The sequence below is a fragment of the Dyadobacter sp. UC 10 genome, assembly GCF_008369915.1.
Classification (GTDB): domain Bacteria; phylum Bacteroidota; class Bacteroidia; order Cytophagales; family Spirosomataceae; genus Dyadobacter.
This window is the reverse complement of the sequence record NZ_VSRN01000001.1, coordinates 5,952,271-5,969,528: the sequence shown is the minus strand read 5'-3', so window position 1 is coordinate 5,969,528 and position 17,258 is coordinate 5,952,271. Positions and strand designations below refer to the sequence as shown.

Sequence of the window (17,258 nt, the reverse complement as noted above, 5' to 3'; positions counted from 1 at the left end):
GTGACAAATAATAATACAAGGTGAAAATTATTCAATTGTTATAAAAGATCCACCCATTTTACTACTTCATCGTCAAGATTCACGATTACGCCTTTCGAACTTTTGCCGGTAGATGCAAATGCTTTTATAACTCTCCTAAGATTTCTCTCAGGTTCTGCGGTATCCTTTGCCGCCGAAAAAAGCATGAATACAAATGTCCCGTCTGGCGTTTGAACAGCTCTATCAATATGCAGAAGCTTGCCACCGGGAATCAGCAGCTCTTTGCCAAACTGCACCCGGTTTTCATTGTTATACAACGAATTAATCTGTTCATTCCCTAAAATTCGACTGGCAGCAGCGTTCATTTCCGAAGTCTCTTTCTGGGTTAAAATGCCTTCACCAACCAGCTTCCCCAAGGTTGGATTGAGATCGGAAACTGTCCTCATCCGGGTGAAAAGATATTTCATTTTCTGAACGCGGTCGCGCTTGGCTTCGAAAGTATGGATATCGAATATCCGGTCTGCCATTCTCCGGAGCCGCATGGAGTCGGAGCGGTCGTTACTCAGCACTTTTTGCATCAAAAACGGCTCCGCGTTTGACTTAACGTGTGCATGACAGGGAGCCGCATTACCTTCCGCTATGGTATATACCGATATGTTTTCATCCCATTCCGGCTTGAAATCCTGCCGCGAGAAGTATTCTTTCAGCCAGTTATTAATTTGCTGTCCGGTGTTCCAGTTCCGCTCCCTTTTGGCCAGTATGTACAACCGCTGTACCGGCCGGGTCAGTGCAACGTAAAGCAGGTTGAGGTTTTCGACCAATACCCGCGTCTTTTCAGTTTGGTATTGCGCCGCAACCGGCGTATTTTCAAGATCCTTCACCACTGATACCAGTGATGTTTTTAGCCCTCTGCCAGCATAAGATGGAGCTCCATCAACTTTAAACTCTTCATAATCAATTTTTTCCAGATCAACCCACAATTTATCGAGCCTTGCATTGGGTGTAACCTTCCAGTTGGCATACGGAATGATCACGACCGGGTATTCCAGCCCTTTCGATTTGTGAATTGTAGTGATCCTGACCGCATCAGTGCCTTCGGGAATAGTGATGGAAAGCTTATGCCGCGCCGAATCCCAATAGGTTAGAAAATCGCCCAGATGATTGGTTTTCCGGTTTCCGAATTCGTGGACTACATCGAGAAAGCGGAAAAGATATTCGGTTTCAAACCCGCTTTCGAGCATTCCGAACCGCTTCATTAACTGCTCGCCGAGTTCAAAAACCGAGAGCTGGCGCAAACGGAAAGATGTAAGACTGATGTCCCATTTTTTGAAGTATTCAAGAAATGAATCCAATCCACGCTCTTCGCATAAAAGCCGTATCTGCTCGTAGTCGGCGGGTCCCGGACTTTCCTTTTTGATCACGTGGTGAAAGAGATAAGCTGCTTCGTAACGTGCCAGACGATGGTCTGCGCTGTGCAATACCTTCATAAATGACACGATAAAATGCACAGAGCGCGAATAGCTCAGAGATAGCGCGTCGTCGGAAATCAACGGATAACCAGCTTCTTTCATAAAATTGGCAAGTGCTGCTGCCTCTTTCTTGCGCCTGCAAAGTACTGCAATATCCCGCCAGTCGAACCCCTGCGCACGGAGCTGACCGATAAGCTCAATAGATCTCCGCACCATACCGTCGGCTGCGTTTTCCGTCTCGCCCCCTTCGTCGAAAGGATCTTTCATTTCCAGAAATTCTACTTCCACGTGTCCGCCCGTTTGTGCATTATCAGGTATTTCCTGCTGGAAATTCTGGTCATAAACCTCCCTGATCAGCGGATATTCTTCTCCAAGCAGATCTGCGACGAAACCAAAGAAATCATTATTGAACGCGGTCACTTCACGAAAACTTCGCCTGTTAACCTTTAAATGGTTGACCTGCAAATAATTGCCAATGCTTGCCAGGCGCTCAGCGTGAAAAGAATCCGAGCCGAAAACCGAGGCCAGTTGCGCTACCTGGTTTTGAGCCAGATGAAGGATCAAATCCATATCTCCGCCCCTGAACCGGTAAATCGACTGTTTTGCATCACCCACCACCAGGTTAAAATAGCCGCCCGACAATGCATTTTCAATAAGCGGAAGTAAGTTGGCGAATTGCAGTTTCGAAGTATCCTGAAATTCGTCGACTAAAATGTGATTATACTTTTCGCCCAGCCTTTCAAAAATAAAAGGAACCGGCTCCTTCGCCACAATTTCAACGATCTTGCGGTTAAAATCTGAAATGTGTACCTGATTGTTCTGACGCAGCAGCGCGTCAAATTCTTTCCTGACTTCTCCTAAAAGCGACAGCTGATAAATGTGGCGATCGAGCTGATTGTAGAGGGTGATCTTACCCGATTCCGCCAGCCGCTTGTTTTCAATCTGGTTAAAATAGTTTTCCAGGTCGGTGCGAATGCGCTCGATCTCGTCGCGGATTAAAACCGCCGTTTTCGCGCCATACCAGACGCCTTCCCCTATTGTCTTGTAAACGTAGGAATTCGGCTCTGCCCACAATTTCTTGTTCTCCGAGCGGTCGCGAAAATAACCGTAAATGCCCCTTCCGCTTTGATGAAAATCCTTTTCAGTCAGGTAGGTAGATTGGATAAGACTAAACGCATTCAGCGAAAGTTTCAGCATACTAGCCTCATGATCACGTACATATGCTCTCATTTGGTTGCGAATGCTGATCCAGTCTTCCATTTTCAGATCTGCTACCCGCTTCATTTGCAGATAGCTCTGCTCATTCAGCAGAGTACCCGACGTGTCCCGGATTTGCATAGGTAAGGTTCCCCAACTTTTGCCTTCCTCCGCATTTTCCCGATAATATTTCTCAACAATATCGGTCAAAACTTCCTCTCCCTCCTGTCCAATGCGTGCCAGCACCCGGTTAACTGCATCATCCAGCAGATCGGCATCCAGCTGTGTTTCGAATACGAAGGGAATGCCCAACTCATCGGTAAAACTGCTGATCAGCCGCTGGGTAAATTTATCGATCGTCATGACCGAGAAATCAGAGTAACGGTGCATGATTTGCGCAAAAACGCTTTGCGCACGCTGGGAAAGCAATTCGATCGCTGCCTCAAACAGCTCCTTATCCGACGCAGTATCAGGAAACAGCTCCGCAATAATATCCTTCATCATCGGATGCACATCTCCACCCGGACGCTGCTCCGAGAATGTCCGTAACATCAAAAGAATGCGGTCCTTCATCTCGTTGGCCGCGGCATTGGTGAAGGTAACTGCCAGAATGTGTTTGAAATAAGTCTCAGAAGTAGCACTGAGCGCTAATTTCAGATATTCTTTGGTAAGTGTGTAAGTCTTACCTGAGCCTGCCGAAGAACTATATACTTTAAACACCCCGGGATATTGATTTTGAAATGTGTATTGAAACCTGATCAATTTACATAAAAAAAGCAGGGATTAGCCTGCTCAATTGATCCGGTATGTTGTGGAATATTACAAATTAAAACGAATACCCGCGGAAATATTTGGACTCAGATAAAATGGTCTTGGTATCAGTTCCAGGTAGGTCCCGCCTTCCAGAAATACCGAAATGCGGTTATCCGGGATATAGTATTCGAATCCTGCGAGCGCCGAACCGCCAAGAGAGATGTCCTTTTCATGGTTTCCATTCAGCCTTTTGGGATAAGACCTGCGGCTGTTGAGCTGCCCGCCCAATCCATAATAGACATGAACGGCCTCGGAATTGAAAAGCGGTGTATGCCACAAGTAATGTACCTGCAGGGATACGCCGGTATTCTTGTAGATCCCCTCATCGCCCCTGTATTTCCGGTCTTTTGACAAGATCCCGCCATAGGTCCCGATGGTCACGTCCAGGGCATGTATGTTGTTAAAGTATTTCCGGATATTAATGCCGGTAGGCTCACCGAGCTTAAAACCTACTGCCCAGTTATCATATTGGGCCTGTGCTATTCCAAAACAAAGCGTGCAGATAAACGTTAAGGCTAATTTCTTCATAATTTAAATGGATCGGGGAGTTGATGTGCTGAATATGCTGTTTTGTTATACTGTAACGTTTTTCTGTTGGTATTTCTTTAAAGATTCGATCAAAACTTCGTTTTCTTTATTGGTGCCTACTGTAATTCTAAGGCAGCCTTCGCATAAGTGAACCCTGGACCTGTCCCTAACGATAATGGTTTCGCTGATCAGATAATCCATAACCGCCTTTGCATCTTCGAATTGCACCAGTAAAAAATTGGCGTCTGACGGGTGAATTTTCACAACAATCGATAATTCCAGCAACGCATCTTGCAGAGATTTCCGCTCTGTAAGAATGTCCGAAACCATCTTGTCTTTCGCTGAAACATGCTCTAATCCCGCCAGGAGTGCCTGTTGCGCCGGCAAACTGATATTGTAGGGTGGTTTTATTTTATTTAAAACCCGTACCAGCTCGGCGGAGGCAAAGCACATACCTGCTCTCAAGCCGGCGAGTCCCCAGGCTTTCGAAAAAGTTTGAAGCACGACCAGATTTGGAAACTCATCAAGGCGACTTACCCAGGAAGGCTTGTCTGTAAAATCGATATATGCTTCGTCCACAACAACCAGGCCATTGAAGCCGGAAAGAATGGTCTCAATTGCGCTGTCCTGAACATTATTCCCTGTCGGATTATTGGGCGAGCATATCCAGATGATCTTGGTATCGTTTTGAACGGCATTCAAGACCGCGTCCACGTCGATTTGATAGTCAGTCGTGAGAGAAACTCTGTCAATGTGCACGTCGTGAATGGAAGCGCTCACTTCGTACATTCCGTAGGTCGGCGGCATAATGATCACGTGGTCGCGCCCCGGCACACAGATAGCGCGGGTGAGCAGGTCGATCGGCTCGTCGCTACCATTTCCGAGAAAAGTCCTGTCCGGTGAAACGTGCTTGATCGAAGTGATTTTTTGTTTGATATCGACCTGATGAGGATCCGGGTAGCGGTTATAATCAGCCTCGGTAACCGAGCCGTAAGGATTTTCGTTAGCATCGAGGAATACACCAACGTGACCGGTATATTCGTCCCTTGCTGATGAATAAGGAGCCAGCGTCAGAATATGCGGCCGTAATATTTTTTTCAGGTCAAATGTATTGCTCATTCCAATCGTTCAGTGTACTGCTGCTTTATTTCTTTACAAAAGATGTAAAAAGTCTGGTATCAAATTCAAAAGGTTCTTTGTCCACTACTTTGATTGCGCCTGCGTTCTCATGCGCCGGGTTAATCAGAAAATTATATTCTGACTGCACGACAATCGACGGAACGCGGCACAGCAAGGATGTCTTTTTTGTAATCCACTGATCACCGGTATCCCTGCTCCAGTGCTGCTCAAATTCCCAGTCTGGCACCATATAAGGCACATTGACAGTGGCCATTGCATCCGGGATATATAAAACTACGATGACATAGTCCGGCGGCGGTATTGACTTATTCAAATGTACCAGCACTTCCAGCATTGCAAGCGACCGGTGAGAAGCCGTGTATAACATATGGTGACCCGGCGAATTCCATCTCCCGCCGTGCCGGAAAGCCCCTATTCCAGTCAGATCATCCTGGTATGCGACGCGCGAGATCCTGAATAACTCCATCAGGCAAAAATACCATGCTCAATACGGCCAAGCTCGGTTTTGATCAGCTCGATGCCTGCGTGCGTTTTCAGAAAATGGATCGGACGCTCATTGCCGAGCGAAGGTACCGGACTTGTGAGCCAGCTTTGAAAATAATCCTTGGTCAAAACAGTTACGCCCACAGAAAACAGATCCGCCAGTGCAATCAGGTGGTCAGAAACCACATTGCTGAGCAAATCGGCTTCATCGTAACGTTGTAGGTTACGCGCAGTGACTGGCAACAGTTCAATGATTTCTTTTACATCCATACTGATAGAGTTGGCAAGATGCTGTATCGAGGCCTTCGGAACGCCGTTCGCTGCGAGAAATGCAATATCAAAATCATTGTTGATGCGATGTTTGAGAACTCCATAGCCTCCCAAACGATCATTAACCATACGGACTGTCATAGGCATCTATGTAGCTGGAAAAATGTCCCTAAATTTACGACATTTTTCCAGTATTCAAAATTTATTCAAGGCTTTTTAACCTCAGACTCACGGCCTTCCGGTGCGCTTCCAGTGATTCGGCTTCTGCCATTGCCTCAACTATTGGACCAAGATTACGTATCCCCTCCTCACTGATGTGCTGGACCGTGATTTTCTTCACAAAACTATCCACCGAAACGCCACTATATGCCCTCGCATAGCCGTTGGTGGGCAAGGTATGGTTAGTACCAGATGCATAATCTCCGCAGGACTCGGGGGTATAATTTCCTAAAAATATAGATCCGGCATTGACTATTTTATCTGAAACAGCCCCCGCGTTTTCTACACTTAAAATCAAATGCTCAGCGGCGTATTGATTCAAAAGGTCTATCGCGTCTGCTTCTGACTCTACTAAAATTGCTTTGCTGTTTGCGATTGCCTGAGCCGCCAGGTGTTTTCTGGGGAGGTCTTCAAGTTGTGACGGAAGTGCCAGATTAACCGCAGACAGCAGTTGTTTACTCGTCGAAACCAGGAGTACCTGACTATCCGGGCCGTGCTCGGCCTGTGAAAGAAGATCGGCCGCGACGAATGCAGGAATAGCAGTATCATCCGCATAAACCGCCACTTCCGAGGGACCCGCCGGCATGTCGATCGCAATTCCTTCGCTGCTTACGAGCATTTTAGCGGCAGTTACATATTGATTTCCGGGGCCGAAGATCTTGTAGACCTTGGGAATGGTTTCGGTACCGTAGGCCAGCGCCGCGATAGCCTGCGCCCCTCCTACCCTGAATGCCCTCGTAACCCCTACCAGGTTCGCTGCATATAAAATCGCAGGGTGGTCTGATGGTGTACACAGAACAATCTCCTTACATCCTGCGATCTGAGCAGGAATTCCCAGCATGAGAACGGTACTAAACAAGGGCGCAGAGCCACCTGGAATGTAGATTCCAACCTTCTCAATCCCTACGCTTTTGCGCCAGCAGGTAACGCCGGGCATCGTTTCTATCCGTTGCGGAGCTTGCAGCTGGCCTTCGTGGAATTTATAAATATTCGTATAAGCCTGCCGGATTGCGGCTTTCAGTTCCTCGTCCAGCTTGTCGCCCGCGCTTGAAACGGCTTCATTCGAAAATTCGATCTCGCCCAGCTCGATCCTGTCGAATTTCAAAGCCAGCTCTCGCAACGCTTTGTCTCCTTCATTCTTAACCTTTTCAAGAATGGGCGTTACTTTCGTTTCAATATCCTTTGTTTCCTGAACCGGGCGGGTCAGCAGGAAATCCCATTGATCCCGGTCTGGAAATGGAATAATATTCATATGTTCAGGACTAGAGTCCGGATTGAAATGCCGGACATTATTGGATCATTTTTTCGATAGGTATTACCAGAATACCCTCTGCGCCTGCTTGGCGGATTTTTTCGATATTTTCCCAAAACTCGTTCTCATTGATCACCGAATGCAGGGAGCACCAGCCCTCGGTTGCGAGAGGTAAAATAGTCGGAGAACGCATTCCTGGCAGAAATTTTGAAATTTGCTCCACCTTGTCGGTCGGGCAGTTCAGTAGAATGTATTTGTTGTTTTTCGCTTCCTGAACCGATTTAATGCGGAACAAAAGCTGATCCAGCAACCCTTGCTGCGTCGCAGAAAGCTGCTTGCTCGCGATCATCACGGCTTCAGAGCGGAAAATCGTTTCCACTTCTTTCAAACCATTACTCAGAAGTGTGCTGCCAGAGCTGACAATGTCACAAACCGCATCGGCCAAACCGATGCTAGGCGCGATTTCAACAGAACCGCTGATTTCATGAATTTGTGCCTTCACGCCGTTGGCGTCCAGATATTTGCCTAGCAACCGCGGGTAAGTGGTCGCAATGCTTTTACCTTCCAGATCCTGAACCCCATCATATTGGTGTTCACGCAATACCCCGATAGACAATCTGCATTTGGAGAAACCCAGCTTGTGCACGGTATCTACATTTTTGTCAGATTCTTCGGAAACATTTCCGCCCACAATACCGAGGTGAGCCACACCGTCTTCCACGTAACCCGGAATATCGTCATCCCGCAAAAACAGGATTTCCGCAGGAAAATTAGTCGCATCGGTTTTAAGTTTGCCTGCACCGTTATCGAAACGGATACCGCATTCTTTGATCAGTTTTAAAGAATCTTCACTTAATCTTCCCGATTTCTGGATCGCTATTCTTAATATTTCGTCATTCATTTTATTTCCAGCCGCCGGGGCTATTGACAGGTAGTTAAAGGCTATTGAATTTCTTGCGTTAATATATTGATGATTTCACCGGATTGCAGTTTCTGCTGTTCTCCGGTTTTCATATTCTTCAAAGTAAGCTGTCCTGACTGCATTTCATCGGAACCGATCAGAATTACATAGGGTATGCTCTTGCGGTCAGCGTAATCCAGTTGCTTCTTCAACTTCACCGAATCCGGATAGATTTCCGCATTGATACCTGCTCTTCTCAGTTTTGGTAAAATCGCCAATCCGAAGGTAAAAGCTGCTTCATCAAAATTAGAAATCATCACCTGCGTACTCGTCCGCTGACTTTCCGGGAAGAGACCCAGCTCTTCCATCACATCGTAAATACGATCAACGCCAAGTGAAATGCCTACGCCCGAGATCCCCGGAACACCAAAAGTTCCGGTCAGGTTATCATAGCGGCCACCACCCGAAATACTGCCGATCTGCACATTTTTAGCTTTCACCTCGAATATTGCGCCGGTATAGTAGGAAAGTCCGCGCGCGAGGGTTACATCAAATTCGATCTGCGGATTTTCAATGCCCAGCACCTTTACCATCGCCCAAACTTCTTCCAGTTCCTGAATACCCTTCAATGCGATTTCAGAATCAGCAAGCCAGTTTTTTAGCGCTGCAAATGGCTCCTTTTCATTGGACAGGACAAATATCGGTTCGAGTTTCTGAACACTCAGCTGCGAAAAACCGCGTTCGAGCAACTCTTCGACTACCTTATCTTTCCCGATTTTGTCCAGCTTATCGATAGCCACACAAAGCGGCCCCTCCATGCCGGATGCACCCACCATTTCTGCTATTCCGGTGAGTATCTTTCTGTTATTAATTTTTACAGCAAAATCCTTAATACCTAATGCGGGCAGAATATCGTGGAGTAACATGACGATTTCAGCTTCGCAAAGTAAAGAATCAGTCCCTACTACATCGGCGTCGCATTGATAAAATTCACGGTACCTGCCTTTCTGAGGACGATCGGCCCGCCAGACCGGCTGGATCTGATACCTTTTAAAGGGCATCGCCAGCGTGCCGCGGTTCATGACTACGTATCTTGCAAAAGGGACTGTCAGATCATAACGAAGCCCTTTTTCAGAAATCTTATTTGTCAAAGGTTTGTATCCTTCATTCCAATCCTGATCCGAAAGCTTGCCGCTGAAATCGCCCGAATTAAGTATTTTGAACAGCAGCTGGTCGCCTTCATCGCCATACTTGCCCATCAAAACCGAGAGATTTTCAAAAGCAGGCGTTTCGAGCGGGAGAAAACCGTATCGCTGGAAAGAGCGGCGGATGGTGTCAAAAATAAAAGTCCGCTTCACCATTTGTTCGGGACCGAAGTCACGGGTTCCGCGGGCAAGGGATGGTTTACTCATTCTAATTGTTGGGTCAAAAAATATGCTCAGGCAAGCGCGAAGCTCGTAAAAATTAAATCGCCACCACAGCTGGCTGAACGGCAAAGTTAGCCAGCTTATGCAATAATTGTGATTATAGACTGCATTATTTCATATAAAATGATTAATTTTGCGGCTCTTTCACAAAACAATATTTTACAATGGGAGTTACGGAATTGAAACGTAAAGGACGCAGAAATAAAGCGGTAGCTAATAACCGCACTGCCAAGATCAAAGATCTTTTACGTAAACCAGAGGTTCGCAATGTCGATGTGGAGGCAATAAAGGCGCAGTTTGAATCAAACAAAAAATAAAATTGGCCTCTCCAAAAAGTTATTCAACTAGTCCTGTCAATCTGCTTTGATAGGGCTTTTTGCTTTTTTGGATGATTTGGTTTTACTGGAAGATTTGGTATTGACTTTGCGAATAAGCTGGCGCATACTCCGCCGCGTTTCGCGGCGAACGTGCAGCAGTATCCTGAAACGAAGTGCTTCTCCGAACATGATCAGTCCGCCGTTGATAAGCGCCAGACTGTACAAACCCAGCACAACCCACACTTGTGTAGGCTCGCCAATGCGACGCTCGTGTGCGGCCTGACTGAGTACGGTTAGCCCAAAGCTGAATAACAACAGACCGCACGGAGCAAGAATCATCCATTTGGTTCGCGTTGACATTTGCTTTATCAGCTTCTTTCCCGGTGGCTTTGGATCAATAGAAGGAATCATTTCAAGATATTTTCAAAACTTGTAATCCTAAAATTATTAATTTTTAGTTAATTGACTTGATGAAATCCATCATTAGTTTAGTATTGAGATATATTCCCCGGCCGTACCTTCAACTGGTCGGCCATTGGGCTGCGCGATTTTTAAGCATATTTTACATAGGTAATAAGGTGCAATGCCCTGTATGTGATAGTAAATACAGAAAATTTCTTCCCTATGGCCGAAATACTTCCAGTCGCGAAAACGCACTATGCCCCGGTTGTCTTTCCCTTGAACGTCACCGGTTAATGGGACTGTATCTGAAACAAAAAACCAATTTTTTCACAGCCAATCACAAAGTACTTCACGTAGCGCCCGAGTATTGCTTTATCGACCGTTTTGAAAAGATGAAAAATCTGGATTACATCACGGCAGATATTGAATCCCCACTCGCAAAAGTGAAGATGGACATTCATCAAATACCGTTCCCGGACAATACATTCGACGTTGCGTTTTGCAATCACGTCATGGAACATGTGGACGACTATATCCTTGCCATGAGCGAGCTGCACCGTGTGCTGAAACCGGGCGGCTGGGCGCTGATACAATCGCCGCAGGATTTGAAATATGCCACTACCTACGAAGACCCTACCATCACCGACCCCAAAGAAAGAGAAAAGCATTTCCTCCAAAATGACCATTTAAGGCTTTTCGGCAGAAACTATGGAAGCGAACTGGAAAAAGGTGGATTTACCGTAAAAGAAGACCGTTTTGTAATGAACGAACTGACGAAAGACGAGGTAAAACGTTACGCTTTACCCGAGGAAGAAATCGTTTATTTCTGCCAAAAGTAAGTCTGTTTTAGATTAAAATCAGGAGGGATATTCAATCGCAGCGCCGGTTTCCCGGTGCGATTTTTTTTCCCAGATCCGTTTCCAGCCTTCCTGTAAAAAGCCGGTACCGTATCCAAAAAGCTGTACAAAGGCCGCCGCAACAGAAAGAAACGCCACATTTAACTGTTTTGTTTTGATCAATGCATCTCCAAACAAAATCAGTATATAAAAAGCCAAAAAGCCTGTTCCGAGGTAGAAAAAAGGTTTAAATACAAAAAACCAGACAGGCACACTGCAAACCGCGAGCGTGAAAAATAGCGGAAATGCGTGCACCAGTTTTAGTTCATCGGGATAAAACCGGGCAATATTAATGCGTGCGCGGCCAAAGAATTTCAACTGGCGAAAAAATGGCAAGAATTTCGTCCGCCGCTTGTGGTAAATAAACGCCTCCGGGATCAGCGCAGATTTAAAGCCTAGCCTGATTGCCGCGATACTGAACAGGATATCCTCCCCCATTCTGCTGGTCAGAAAACCGCCGGTTTTCTCCCAAACCTTTCTCGAAAGGCCCATATTAAAGCTACGGGGGTGAAAAGTTCCACCCATATTATTCTTTTTCCCGCGTATACCACCCGTCGTAAACAGCGAGGTCATCGAATAACTGATCGCTTTTTGAATGGGCGTGAAGGAAGGATGATCGGTATCCGGACCGCCATAAAGGTCGACGTAGCTACTGTTTAACCTTTCTTCCACAATTGCGAGATAATCAGGCTCGACGAGTGCGTCGGAGTCCAGCAGTATGAAGTAATCGCCCGAAGCGCGCTCGAAACCGTGATTTCTGGCGAAACCCTGCCCGCCGTTTTCTTTGAAGTAGTACTTAATATCCAGCCGGTCCTGAAATTTCGAAACGACCTGATCCGCTTTGATTTTTGAGCCGTCCTCTACAACAATCACTTCAAATTGCTGCAAAGTCTGAGCAGCCAGGCATTCCAATAATTCCTGTAACTCGTCGGGACGGTTGTAAACGGGAATTATGAAGGAATAGAAGCGCATTGCTAATGGATTTTTGATTAATTGATATTCAATACTTCTTTCAGCGACTCTTCATTTGCCTGAATGATCATTTCCAAATGCTTGTCTGTCAGTGCAGTGGACAAGAACATGCTTTCGAACTGGGAAGGCCCGAGGTAAATGCCTTTGTTGAGCATTGCATGAAAATATTTGCCAAAAAGAACGAGATCGGATGATTTGGCAGAAGGGAAATCCGTTACCTGCTGATTTGTAAAAAACAAGGTATACATAGAGCCAATGTGATTCAATGTATAATTCAGGCCTAGTTTCTGCATAGAACCTTTGAAACCTGCTGCCAGTTTCCCGCCAGATTCTTCCAATTGAGAATAAACTTCCGGATGATCATTGAGGTATTCGAGCATAGTTAGTCCGGCTGCCATTGCTATCGGATTTCCGGAAAGTGTTCCGGCCTGGTAAACCGGTCCTGCCGGTGAAACCCAGTTCATGATGTCGGCACGGCCTCCATAGGCTCCTACGGGCATTCCTCCGCCTATTATTTTTCCTAACGTTGTAAGATCCGGCTTAACCCCAAACCTTTCCTGCGCTCCCCCTTTCGCCAGACGGAATCCGGTCATGACTTCGTCGAGGATCAGAACAATTCCTTCCTCATCGCATATTTTGCGCAAGCCTTCCAGAAAACCTTCGGCAGGCAGCACGCAACCCATATTTCCGACAACAGGTTCGAGGATTAGTGCAGCAATTTTATTTTTATTAGAATCTACCAGCCTCTTTACTGCTTCCAGATCATTGTAAGGCGCGGTCAAGGTGTCGTTTGCAACCCCGCTCGTCACGCCCGGACTGTCCGGCGTACCGAATGTCGCAGCGCCGCTTCCTGCCGCGATCAGGAAACTATCTCCGTGCCCATGGTAACAGCCTTCGAACTTGATGATCTTGTCCCTGCCTGTAAATCCACGTGCTACCCGAATGGCGGACATCGTAGCTTCCGTACCGGAATTGACCATCCGCACTTTTTCAATGGAAGGCACCATATCCACAATACGTTCGGCCACTTCGACTTCCCGACGCGTGGGTGCGCCAAAGGAAAAAGAATGCTGTATCGCGTCTGAAACGGCCTTTTGAATCAGCTCGTGCGCGTGCCCGAGAATCATGGGGCCCCAGGAGTTGATCAGTTCAATGTATTCATTTCCGTCCTCGTCATACACGTAGGGGCCTTTTGCAGATTTAATAAAAATGGGAGTTCCGCCCACGGCTCTGAACGCTCGGACAGGAGAATTCACGCCGCCCGGAATATATTTTTGCGCATTTTCAAAAAGAGACTGACTGATTGATGTATTCATTTCAAAATCGTTGATTATCTGTCGACAGGCACCCACTTGGAGCCATTGTATTTTAGAACTGGTGTGATCTGGTTTTCATTGGACCTGGTATAATCGAAGCCTGCCAGGAGATATTCACCAGCTCCATGTTTCTTGGCCTGAATTCCGCTTGCAAGCTTATCCTTGTGCTGATTGAGCATTCTGGCAAAAAAAGTAAGCTGGTCGTATCCCAGATAGGAATACACCGACGGGAAGCTGCTGGTTTTGTTCCAGTAGTTCTTTTGAAACTCACGAATGCTATCCTTTTCCCTGTCCACATAATCCGGATCGATCAATGCCAATCTCGAACCATACCTGGATATTCTGGATTGCTGCGGATTGAAGCTGGTTGACGTAGCCACCACGGGAGTTTCCGTCATTTTGCGGCTATTTAAAATTTCCATCAGATTTGGACCGGATGCTCCATCTGACGAAAACAATGCAATGTGAGCAGGCTTGTTTGTTTCAAATGAAGGGATATTGCTGTCGAGCCATTCTCTGTCCGGCTGGATTTTCACCATGCTCATCACACGCCCGCTTTTAGCTTTCCATTCATTTGCATAAGAAGCCGCCATTGCCGAATCTTTGGAGGTATTTCCATAGTAGATCACAGCAGATAGTCCCGGAGACTGGGTTTTCATATATTGCGCCGCCTGCTGGGTCTGATATGCAATTGACGGGTGTCCGAGGTAAATATTGGAAGCGGATTTTAATAGGGTACCATCGGTAGATAAAGGATTCAGCATCAATGTGCCACTTGCTGAAACATAGTTGGCAGTGACATCAAAAGTATTGGCATAAAGCGGGCCGATCACGATATCCGACTGCTGGAAGTTCTTGTTATTCACGATCGATTCCATCGGTTTCGCCTCGTTATTCACATCATATGCCCACAAATTTACCTGAATTCCCTCGGTAGCCAGTTGCTCTTTCGCCATGGTAAGGCCAAGGTAGTAATCGTATGCAAACTGGTTTGACCTGCGCTTTGACGCACTGAATTCGTCCAGTCTGAAAGGCAGCAACACAGCTACATCCAGGTAACCCTTAGTCCATTGTCCCTCACTCCGCGGAATACTTCTTTTCGGAGTTTCAGCAGCAGCAGCCACCTTTTCTTTATTGCTGAATTTAAATTGCTTTTGAAGCGAGGCTGCATAAGATTTGTCTACCTGCGTCGCATTAGGCGCTTTCTCGATAAATTGAATGAGGATCAATGCAAGGTCGCGGTCAGTAGGGTATTGCTTTTGCAGACTGACGAGCGTCGGAAGATCGCCTACGGTAGCCAGATGATGCTGTTTTAACCCCTGCACATCTTTCGCAAAACCACTGTCTTTTATTTTAAGCAAACTCTCCAAACCTTGATTGATCTGTCCGGATTCCAGCCCGATCGCACCCAGCAGATAATACACATCGTTGATCCTGTTCCAGCCAGGGTAGCTGCTTTGCAGCTGCGTAAGCATTTGGCGGCTTTCGCGGTAGCGTTTCAGTTGGTAAGCCGATAATGCGTAATAGTATTGTGCATAAGGTGTATAAGCGGCCTTTACAGTCGATTTGGTTAGCGGCGCCAGCTTTTGCAATGCTGCCGCATACTTTTCCTGCTTGTAATCGTTGACGGCAGATCTGTAAGTACCCTCCCCCTGCGGGTTAGCCTGCGCAAAAGTCGATTGTGGTGAGGTCAAAAATGCCGCCAAAATCAATAAAATGAAAAGTCTCATCGGAATTAGTGGTCAGGTGTGTTGAGTCAGACAAGTTATGAAACTTGGTTGAAGAGAAAAAAACGGGCAACATTCCCATCAGGAAATATTGCCCATATATTACGATTCAAAAAACCTTTTATTTCTTTTTAGCGCGTTTCTCTAGTTCTGCCTGCTTTTTCTTAGCCTCTTCTGCGGCCTGCAAAGACTTTTCCAGATACTTCTGGAATTTGGTCTGCTTCTTCTCGCCATTCGCATTCTTCCTTCTGTTTTCGTCCAGGATCGCCCGGATTTTGTCTTCATTGACAAAACGTTTGATCAGCAACTGCTGTGCGATCGTTACGATGTTTGAAACGAAATAATAGAAAGTCAAACCTGCCGGGAAAGAGTTAAGCACGAACATGAACATCAAAGGCATAATGTAACCTAAAACCTTCATATTCACCGGCCCTGGCTGTGTCGGAGTGATCTGGTTGTTATAATAGGCATAACCGATACTCGAAGCTGTCATCAAAACCGTGAAAAGACTGATGTGGTTTCCTACTCCAAACGGGACAGTAAACGGCAGCTTTATAAATGAATCATAAGTCGAAAGGTCGGGCGCCCACAGGAACGATTGCTGCCTTAATTCAATCAAATTCGGAAAAAGAAAGAACAGCGAAAAAAGGATCGGCATGGTTGCCAGTACCGGAATACAGCCGCTGAGCGGACTCACTCCTACCTGCTGGTAAAGTTTCATCTGGTCCTGCTGCTGCTTGGCCATATCGTCGGGATTCTGGTTCCTGATCTGTTCCAGTTCCGGTGCAAGCAGCTTCATTTTCGCCATACTGATATAGGATTTGTAGGTCAGCGGCGTGAGCAGCGTTTTTACAAATAATACCAGCAGGATAATCAGCAGACCATAATTGCTGACGAATTTTTCAAGGAAATTAAATAAAGGAACCAGGAAGAACTTGTTGATCGGTTTCAGGAATGCGTAGCCCAGATACACATTCTGATCGAAGTTTTCGGCCTTCACTTTATCTACCAGGTGATAATCGTTCGGTCCTAGAAAGAACTGCATATTAGCTTCTCCTTTCTGGATCGCCGCCATCGGGATACCAGCCGAAACGCCCATTGTTTTCACGATTACCGAATCGTTGGGATTTACATCCGCGGAGAGTGCTACGTTATTAAAGGGGTGTTTTTCCGAGATAAGGCCCGCAAGGAAGTATTTGTGCTTGATTGTAAACCATTTAACCGGATCAGCCGTTTTTTCCGCTTCGTTGGAAGCCGGGCTGGTCGGAAGGCTTAACAGTTCGTCTGTGTAGTAATTGATGGTAACAACCTCACGGTTCTTATGCATATCGTTTTCAAGCTGCAAAAGGTCATTTTTCCAGTTGATTACCGCAGATTTATCGCCGGGAACCGTTCCGTTGGATTTAATGCTGTAATCAATCACATAACCCGAGCCGCGTACCACATAGGTTTGTTCAACAACCTGATTGTTTTTCAAAGTTGTCTTGTATGTAATCACCGCCGAATCCTTCTCACTTAACTGCTTATCCTTCGAATCTGTTGAAAAATAGGCGTTTGTAAGTTTTACATCCCCCGTTGGCGTTGGAAAGTCGATCTGAAAATTGTTATGGTTTTCCGAGATCAGATAAAGTGGTTTCTGATCGAAGGTTTTATACTTTTTCAGCAATACCTCTTTTAAAACACCACCTTTATTAGTAAAAACGACACGTGTATCCTGTGTTTCTATGACCAGGTCCTGCGGGGTTATGCTCGCAACGGTATCACTGATTTGGGAAGCAATATCACTGGAATCGGTGGGTGCTGATAGAGTAGCTGTCGCTTTGGGGGTACTTGTTTGGGTTTGCTCCACAGGCGTTGGTTCCACAGGTTTCGGAACCAGGATCTGGTAGCCAATCAGCATTAGCATGATAAGTACTAAGCCGATGATAAAATTTTTATCCATTATTTACT

At 46.2% G+C, this 17,258-nt stretch carries 15 protein-coding genes; 2 read left to right on the top strand and 13 right to left on the bottom strand.

Going from position 1 to position 17,258, the window contains the following annotated elements; all coding sequences use genetic code 11:
- Positions 1–38: 38 nt before the first annotated feature.
- The 8 genes from FXO21_RS24795 to hisS all read right to left on the bottom strand — a co-directional run bounded on the left by FXO21_RS24795 (position 39) and on the right by hisS (position 9,663).
- Positions 39–3,365 carry a UvrD-helicase domain-containing protein gene (locus tag FXO21_RS24795; RefSeq protein WP_149642607.1) on the bottom strand — a complete coding sequence of 1,109 codons (3,327 nt, stop codon included), beginning with the start codon at positions 3,363–3,365 and terminating at the stop codon, positions 39–41.
- A 99-nt stretch (positions 3,366–3,464) separates the two neighbouring features.
- Complete coding sequence (locus FXO21_RS24790; protein WP_149642606.1) at positions 3,465–3,986, bottom strand: hypothetical protein; 522 nt, start codon at positions 3,984–3,986, stop codon at positions 3,465–3,467.
- 45 nt (positions 3,987–4,031) lie between these two features.
- Positions 4,032–5,105, bottom strand: coding sequence for a histidinol-phosphate transaminase (gene hisC / locus FXO21_RS24785; RefSeq protein WP_149642605.1), 1,074 nt, complete (start codon positions 5,103–5,105; stop codon positions 4,032–4,034).
- Positions 5,106–5,130: 25 nt separating this feature from the next.
- Positions 5,131–5,592, bottom strand: a complete 462-nt coding sequence (locus FXO21_RS24780; RefSeq protein ID WP_149642604.1) for an RES family NAD+ phosphorylase — start codon at positions 5,590–5,592, stop codon at positions 5,131–5,133.
- Entirely contained in the window at positions 5,592–6,020 is a 429-nt protein-coding gene (gene parS, locus FXO21_RS24775; RefSeq protein ID WP_149642603.1) for a type II RES/Xre toxin-antitoxin system antitoxin, read from the bottom strand. The genes FXO21_RS24780 and parS overlap by 1 nt, the downstream gene beginning before the upstream one ends.
- Positions 6,021–6,081: 61 nt before the next feature.
- On the bottom strand, positions 6,082–7,350 hold the full coding sequence (gene hisD / locus FXO21_RS24770; protein WP_149642602.1) for a histidinol dehydrogenase: 1,269 nt from the start codon (positions 7,348–7,350) through the stop codon (positions 6,082–6,084).
- A 37-nt stretch (positions 7,351–7,387) separates the two neighbouring features.
- Entirely contained in the window at positions 7,388–8,251 is an 864-nt protein-coding gene (gene hisG / locus FXO21_RS24765; protein WP_149642601.1) for an ATP phosphoribosyltransferase, read from the bottom strand.
- A 41-nt stretch (positions 8,252–8,292) separates the two neighbouring features.
- Positions 8,293–9,663 (bottom strand): histidine--tRNA ligase, encoded by a 1,371-nt coding sequence (gene hisS / locus FXO21_RS24760; RefSeq protein WP_149642600.1) that lies wholly within the window; start codon positions 9,661–9,663, stop codon positions 8,293–8,295.
- Positions 9,664–9,842: 179 nt separating this feature from the next.
- Between hisS and FXO21_RS28880 the strand changes: the two genes are divergently transcribed.
- Positions 9,843–9,995 (top strand): hypothetical protein, encoded by a 153-nt coding sequence (locus tag FXO21_RS28880; RefSeq protein ID WP_192579319.1) that lies wholly within the window; start codon positions 9,843–9,845, stop codon positions 9,993–9,995.
- A 36-nt stretch (positions 9,996–10,031) separates the two neighbouring features.
- Here the strand turns inward: FXO21_RS28880 and FXO21_RS24755 are convergent, their stop codons facing one another.
- Positions 10,032–10,406, bottom strand: coding sequence for a hypothetical protein (locus FXO21_RS24755; protein WP_149642599.1), 375 nt, complete (start codon positions 10,404–10,406; stop codon positions 10,032–10,034).
- A 59-nt stretch (positions 10,407–10,465) separates the two neighbouring features.
- On the opposite strand from FXO21_RS24755, the gene FXO21_RS24750 reads away from it, so the two are divergent.
- Complete coding sequence (locus FXO21_RS24750) at positions 10,466–11,236, top strand: class I SAM-dependent methyltransferase (RefSeq protein ID WP_149642598.1); 771 nt, start codon at positions 10,466–10,468, stop codon at positions 11,234–11,236.
- Between the two features lie 18 nt (positions 11,237–11,254).
- Here FXO21_RS24750 and FXO21_RS24745 read toward each other — a convergent pair whose 3' ends face one another.
- The 4 genes from FXO21_RS24745 to yidC all read right to left on the bottom strand — a co-directional run bounded on the left by FXO21_RS24745 (position 11,255) and on the right by yidC (position 17,250).
- Positions 11,255–12,265: a glycosyltransferase gene (locus tag FXO21_RS24745; protein WP_149642597.1), complete on the bottom strand. Its 1,011-nt coding sequence runs from the start codon at positions 12,263–12,265 to the stop codon at positions 11,255–11,257.
- 17 nt (positions 12,266–12,282) lie between these two features.
- A complete protein-coding gene (gene hemL, locus FXO21_RS24740; RefSeq protein ID WP_149642596.1) occupies positions 12,283–13,581 on the bottom strand; it encodes a glutamate-1-semialdehyde 2,1-aminomutase in 1,299 nt (432 codons plus the stop codon).
- 14 nt (positions 13,582–13,595) lie between these two features.
- The gene (locus tag FXO21_RS24735; protein WP_149642595.1) at positions 13,596–15,311 is read right to left on the bottom strand and encodes an ABC transporter substrate-binding protein; all 1,716 of its coding nucleotides are present in this window, start codon (positions 15,309–15,311) and stop codon (positions 13,596–13,598) included.
- Between the two features lie 118 nt (positions 15,312–15,429).
- Positions 15,430–17,250: a membrane protein insertase YidC gene (yidC, locus tag FXO21_RS24730; RefSeq protein ID WP_149642594.1), complete on the bottom strand. Its 1,821-nt coding sequence runs from the start codon at positions 17,248–17,250 to the stop codon at positions 15,430–15,432.
- Between the last annotated feature and the right edge of the window lie 8 nt (positions 17,251–17,258).

Coding starts and splice junctions, on each gene's coding strand:
- FXO21_RS24750 (WP_149642598.1), top strand. CDS start 10,466: ATGAAATCCATCATTAGTTTAGTATTGAGATATATTCCCCGGCCGTAC.
- FXO21_RS24790 (WP_149642606.1), bottom strand. CDS start 3,986: ATGAAGAAATTAGCCTTAACGTTTATCTGCACGCTTTGTTTTGGAATA.
- FXO21_RS24745 (WP_149642597.1), bottom strand. CDS start 12,265: ATGCGCTTCTATTCCTTCATAATTCCCGTTTACAACCGTCCCGACGAG.
- FXO21_RS24780 (WP_149642604.1), bottom strand. CDS start 5,592: ATGGAGTTATTCAGGATCTCGCGCGTCGCATACCAGGATGATCTGACT.
- FXO21_RS28880 (WP_192579319.1), top strand. CDS start 9,843: ATGGGAGTTACGGAATTGAAACGTAAAGGACGCAGAAATAAAGCGGTA.
- hisS (WP_149642600.1), bottom strand. CDS start 9,663: ATGAGTAAACCATCCCTTGCCCGCGGAACCCGTGACTTCGGTCCCGAA.
- hisD (WP_149642602.1), bottom strand. CDS start 7,350: ATGAATATTATTCCATTTCCAGACCGGGATCAATGGGATTTCCTGCTG.
- FXO21_RS24735 (WP_149642595.1), bottom strand. CDS start 15,311: ATGAGACTTTTCATTTTATTGATTTTGGCGGCATTTTTGACCTCACCA.
- hemL (WP_149642596.1), bottom strand. CDS start 13,581: ATGAATACATCAATCAGTCAGTCTCTTTTTGAAAATGCGCAAAAATAT.
- hisC (WP_149642605.1), bottom strand. CDS start 5,105: ATGAGCAATACATTTGACCTGAAAAAAATATTACGGCCGCATATTCTG.
- yidC (WP_149642594.1), bottom strand. CDS start 17,250: ATGGATAAAAATTTTATCATCGGCTTAGTACTTATCATGCTAATGCTG.
- hisG (WP_149642601.1), bottom strand. CDS start 8,251: ATGAATGACGAAATATTAAGAATAGCGATCCAGAAATCGGGAAGATTA.
- FXO21_RS24755 (WP_149642599.1), bottom strand. CDS start 10,406: ATGATTCCTTCTATTGATCCAAAGCCACCGGGAAAGAAGCTGATAAAG.
- parS (WP_149642603.1), bottom strand. CDS start 6,020: ATGACAGTCCGTATGGTTAATGATCGTTTGGGAGGCTATGGAGTTCTC.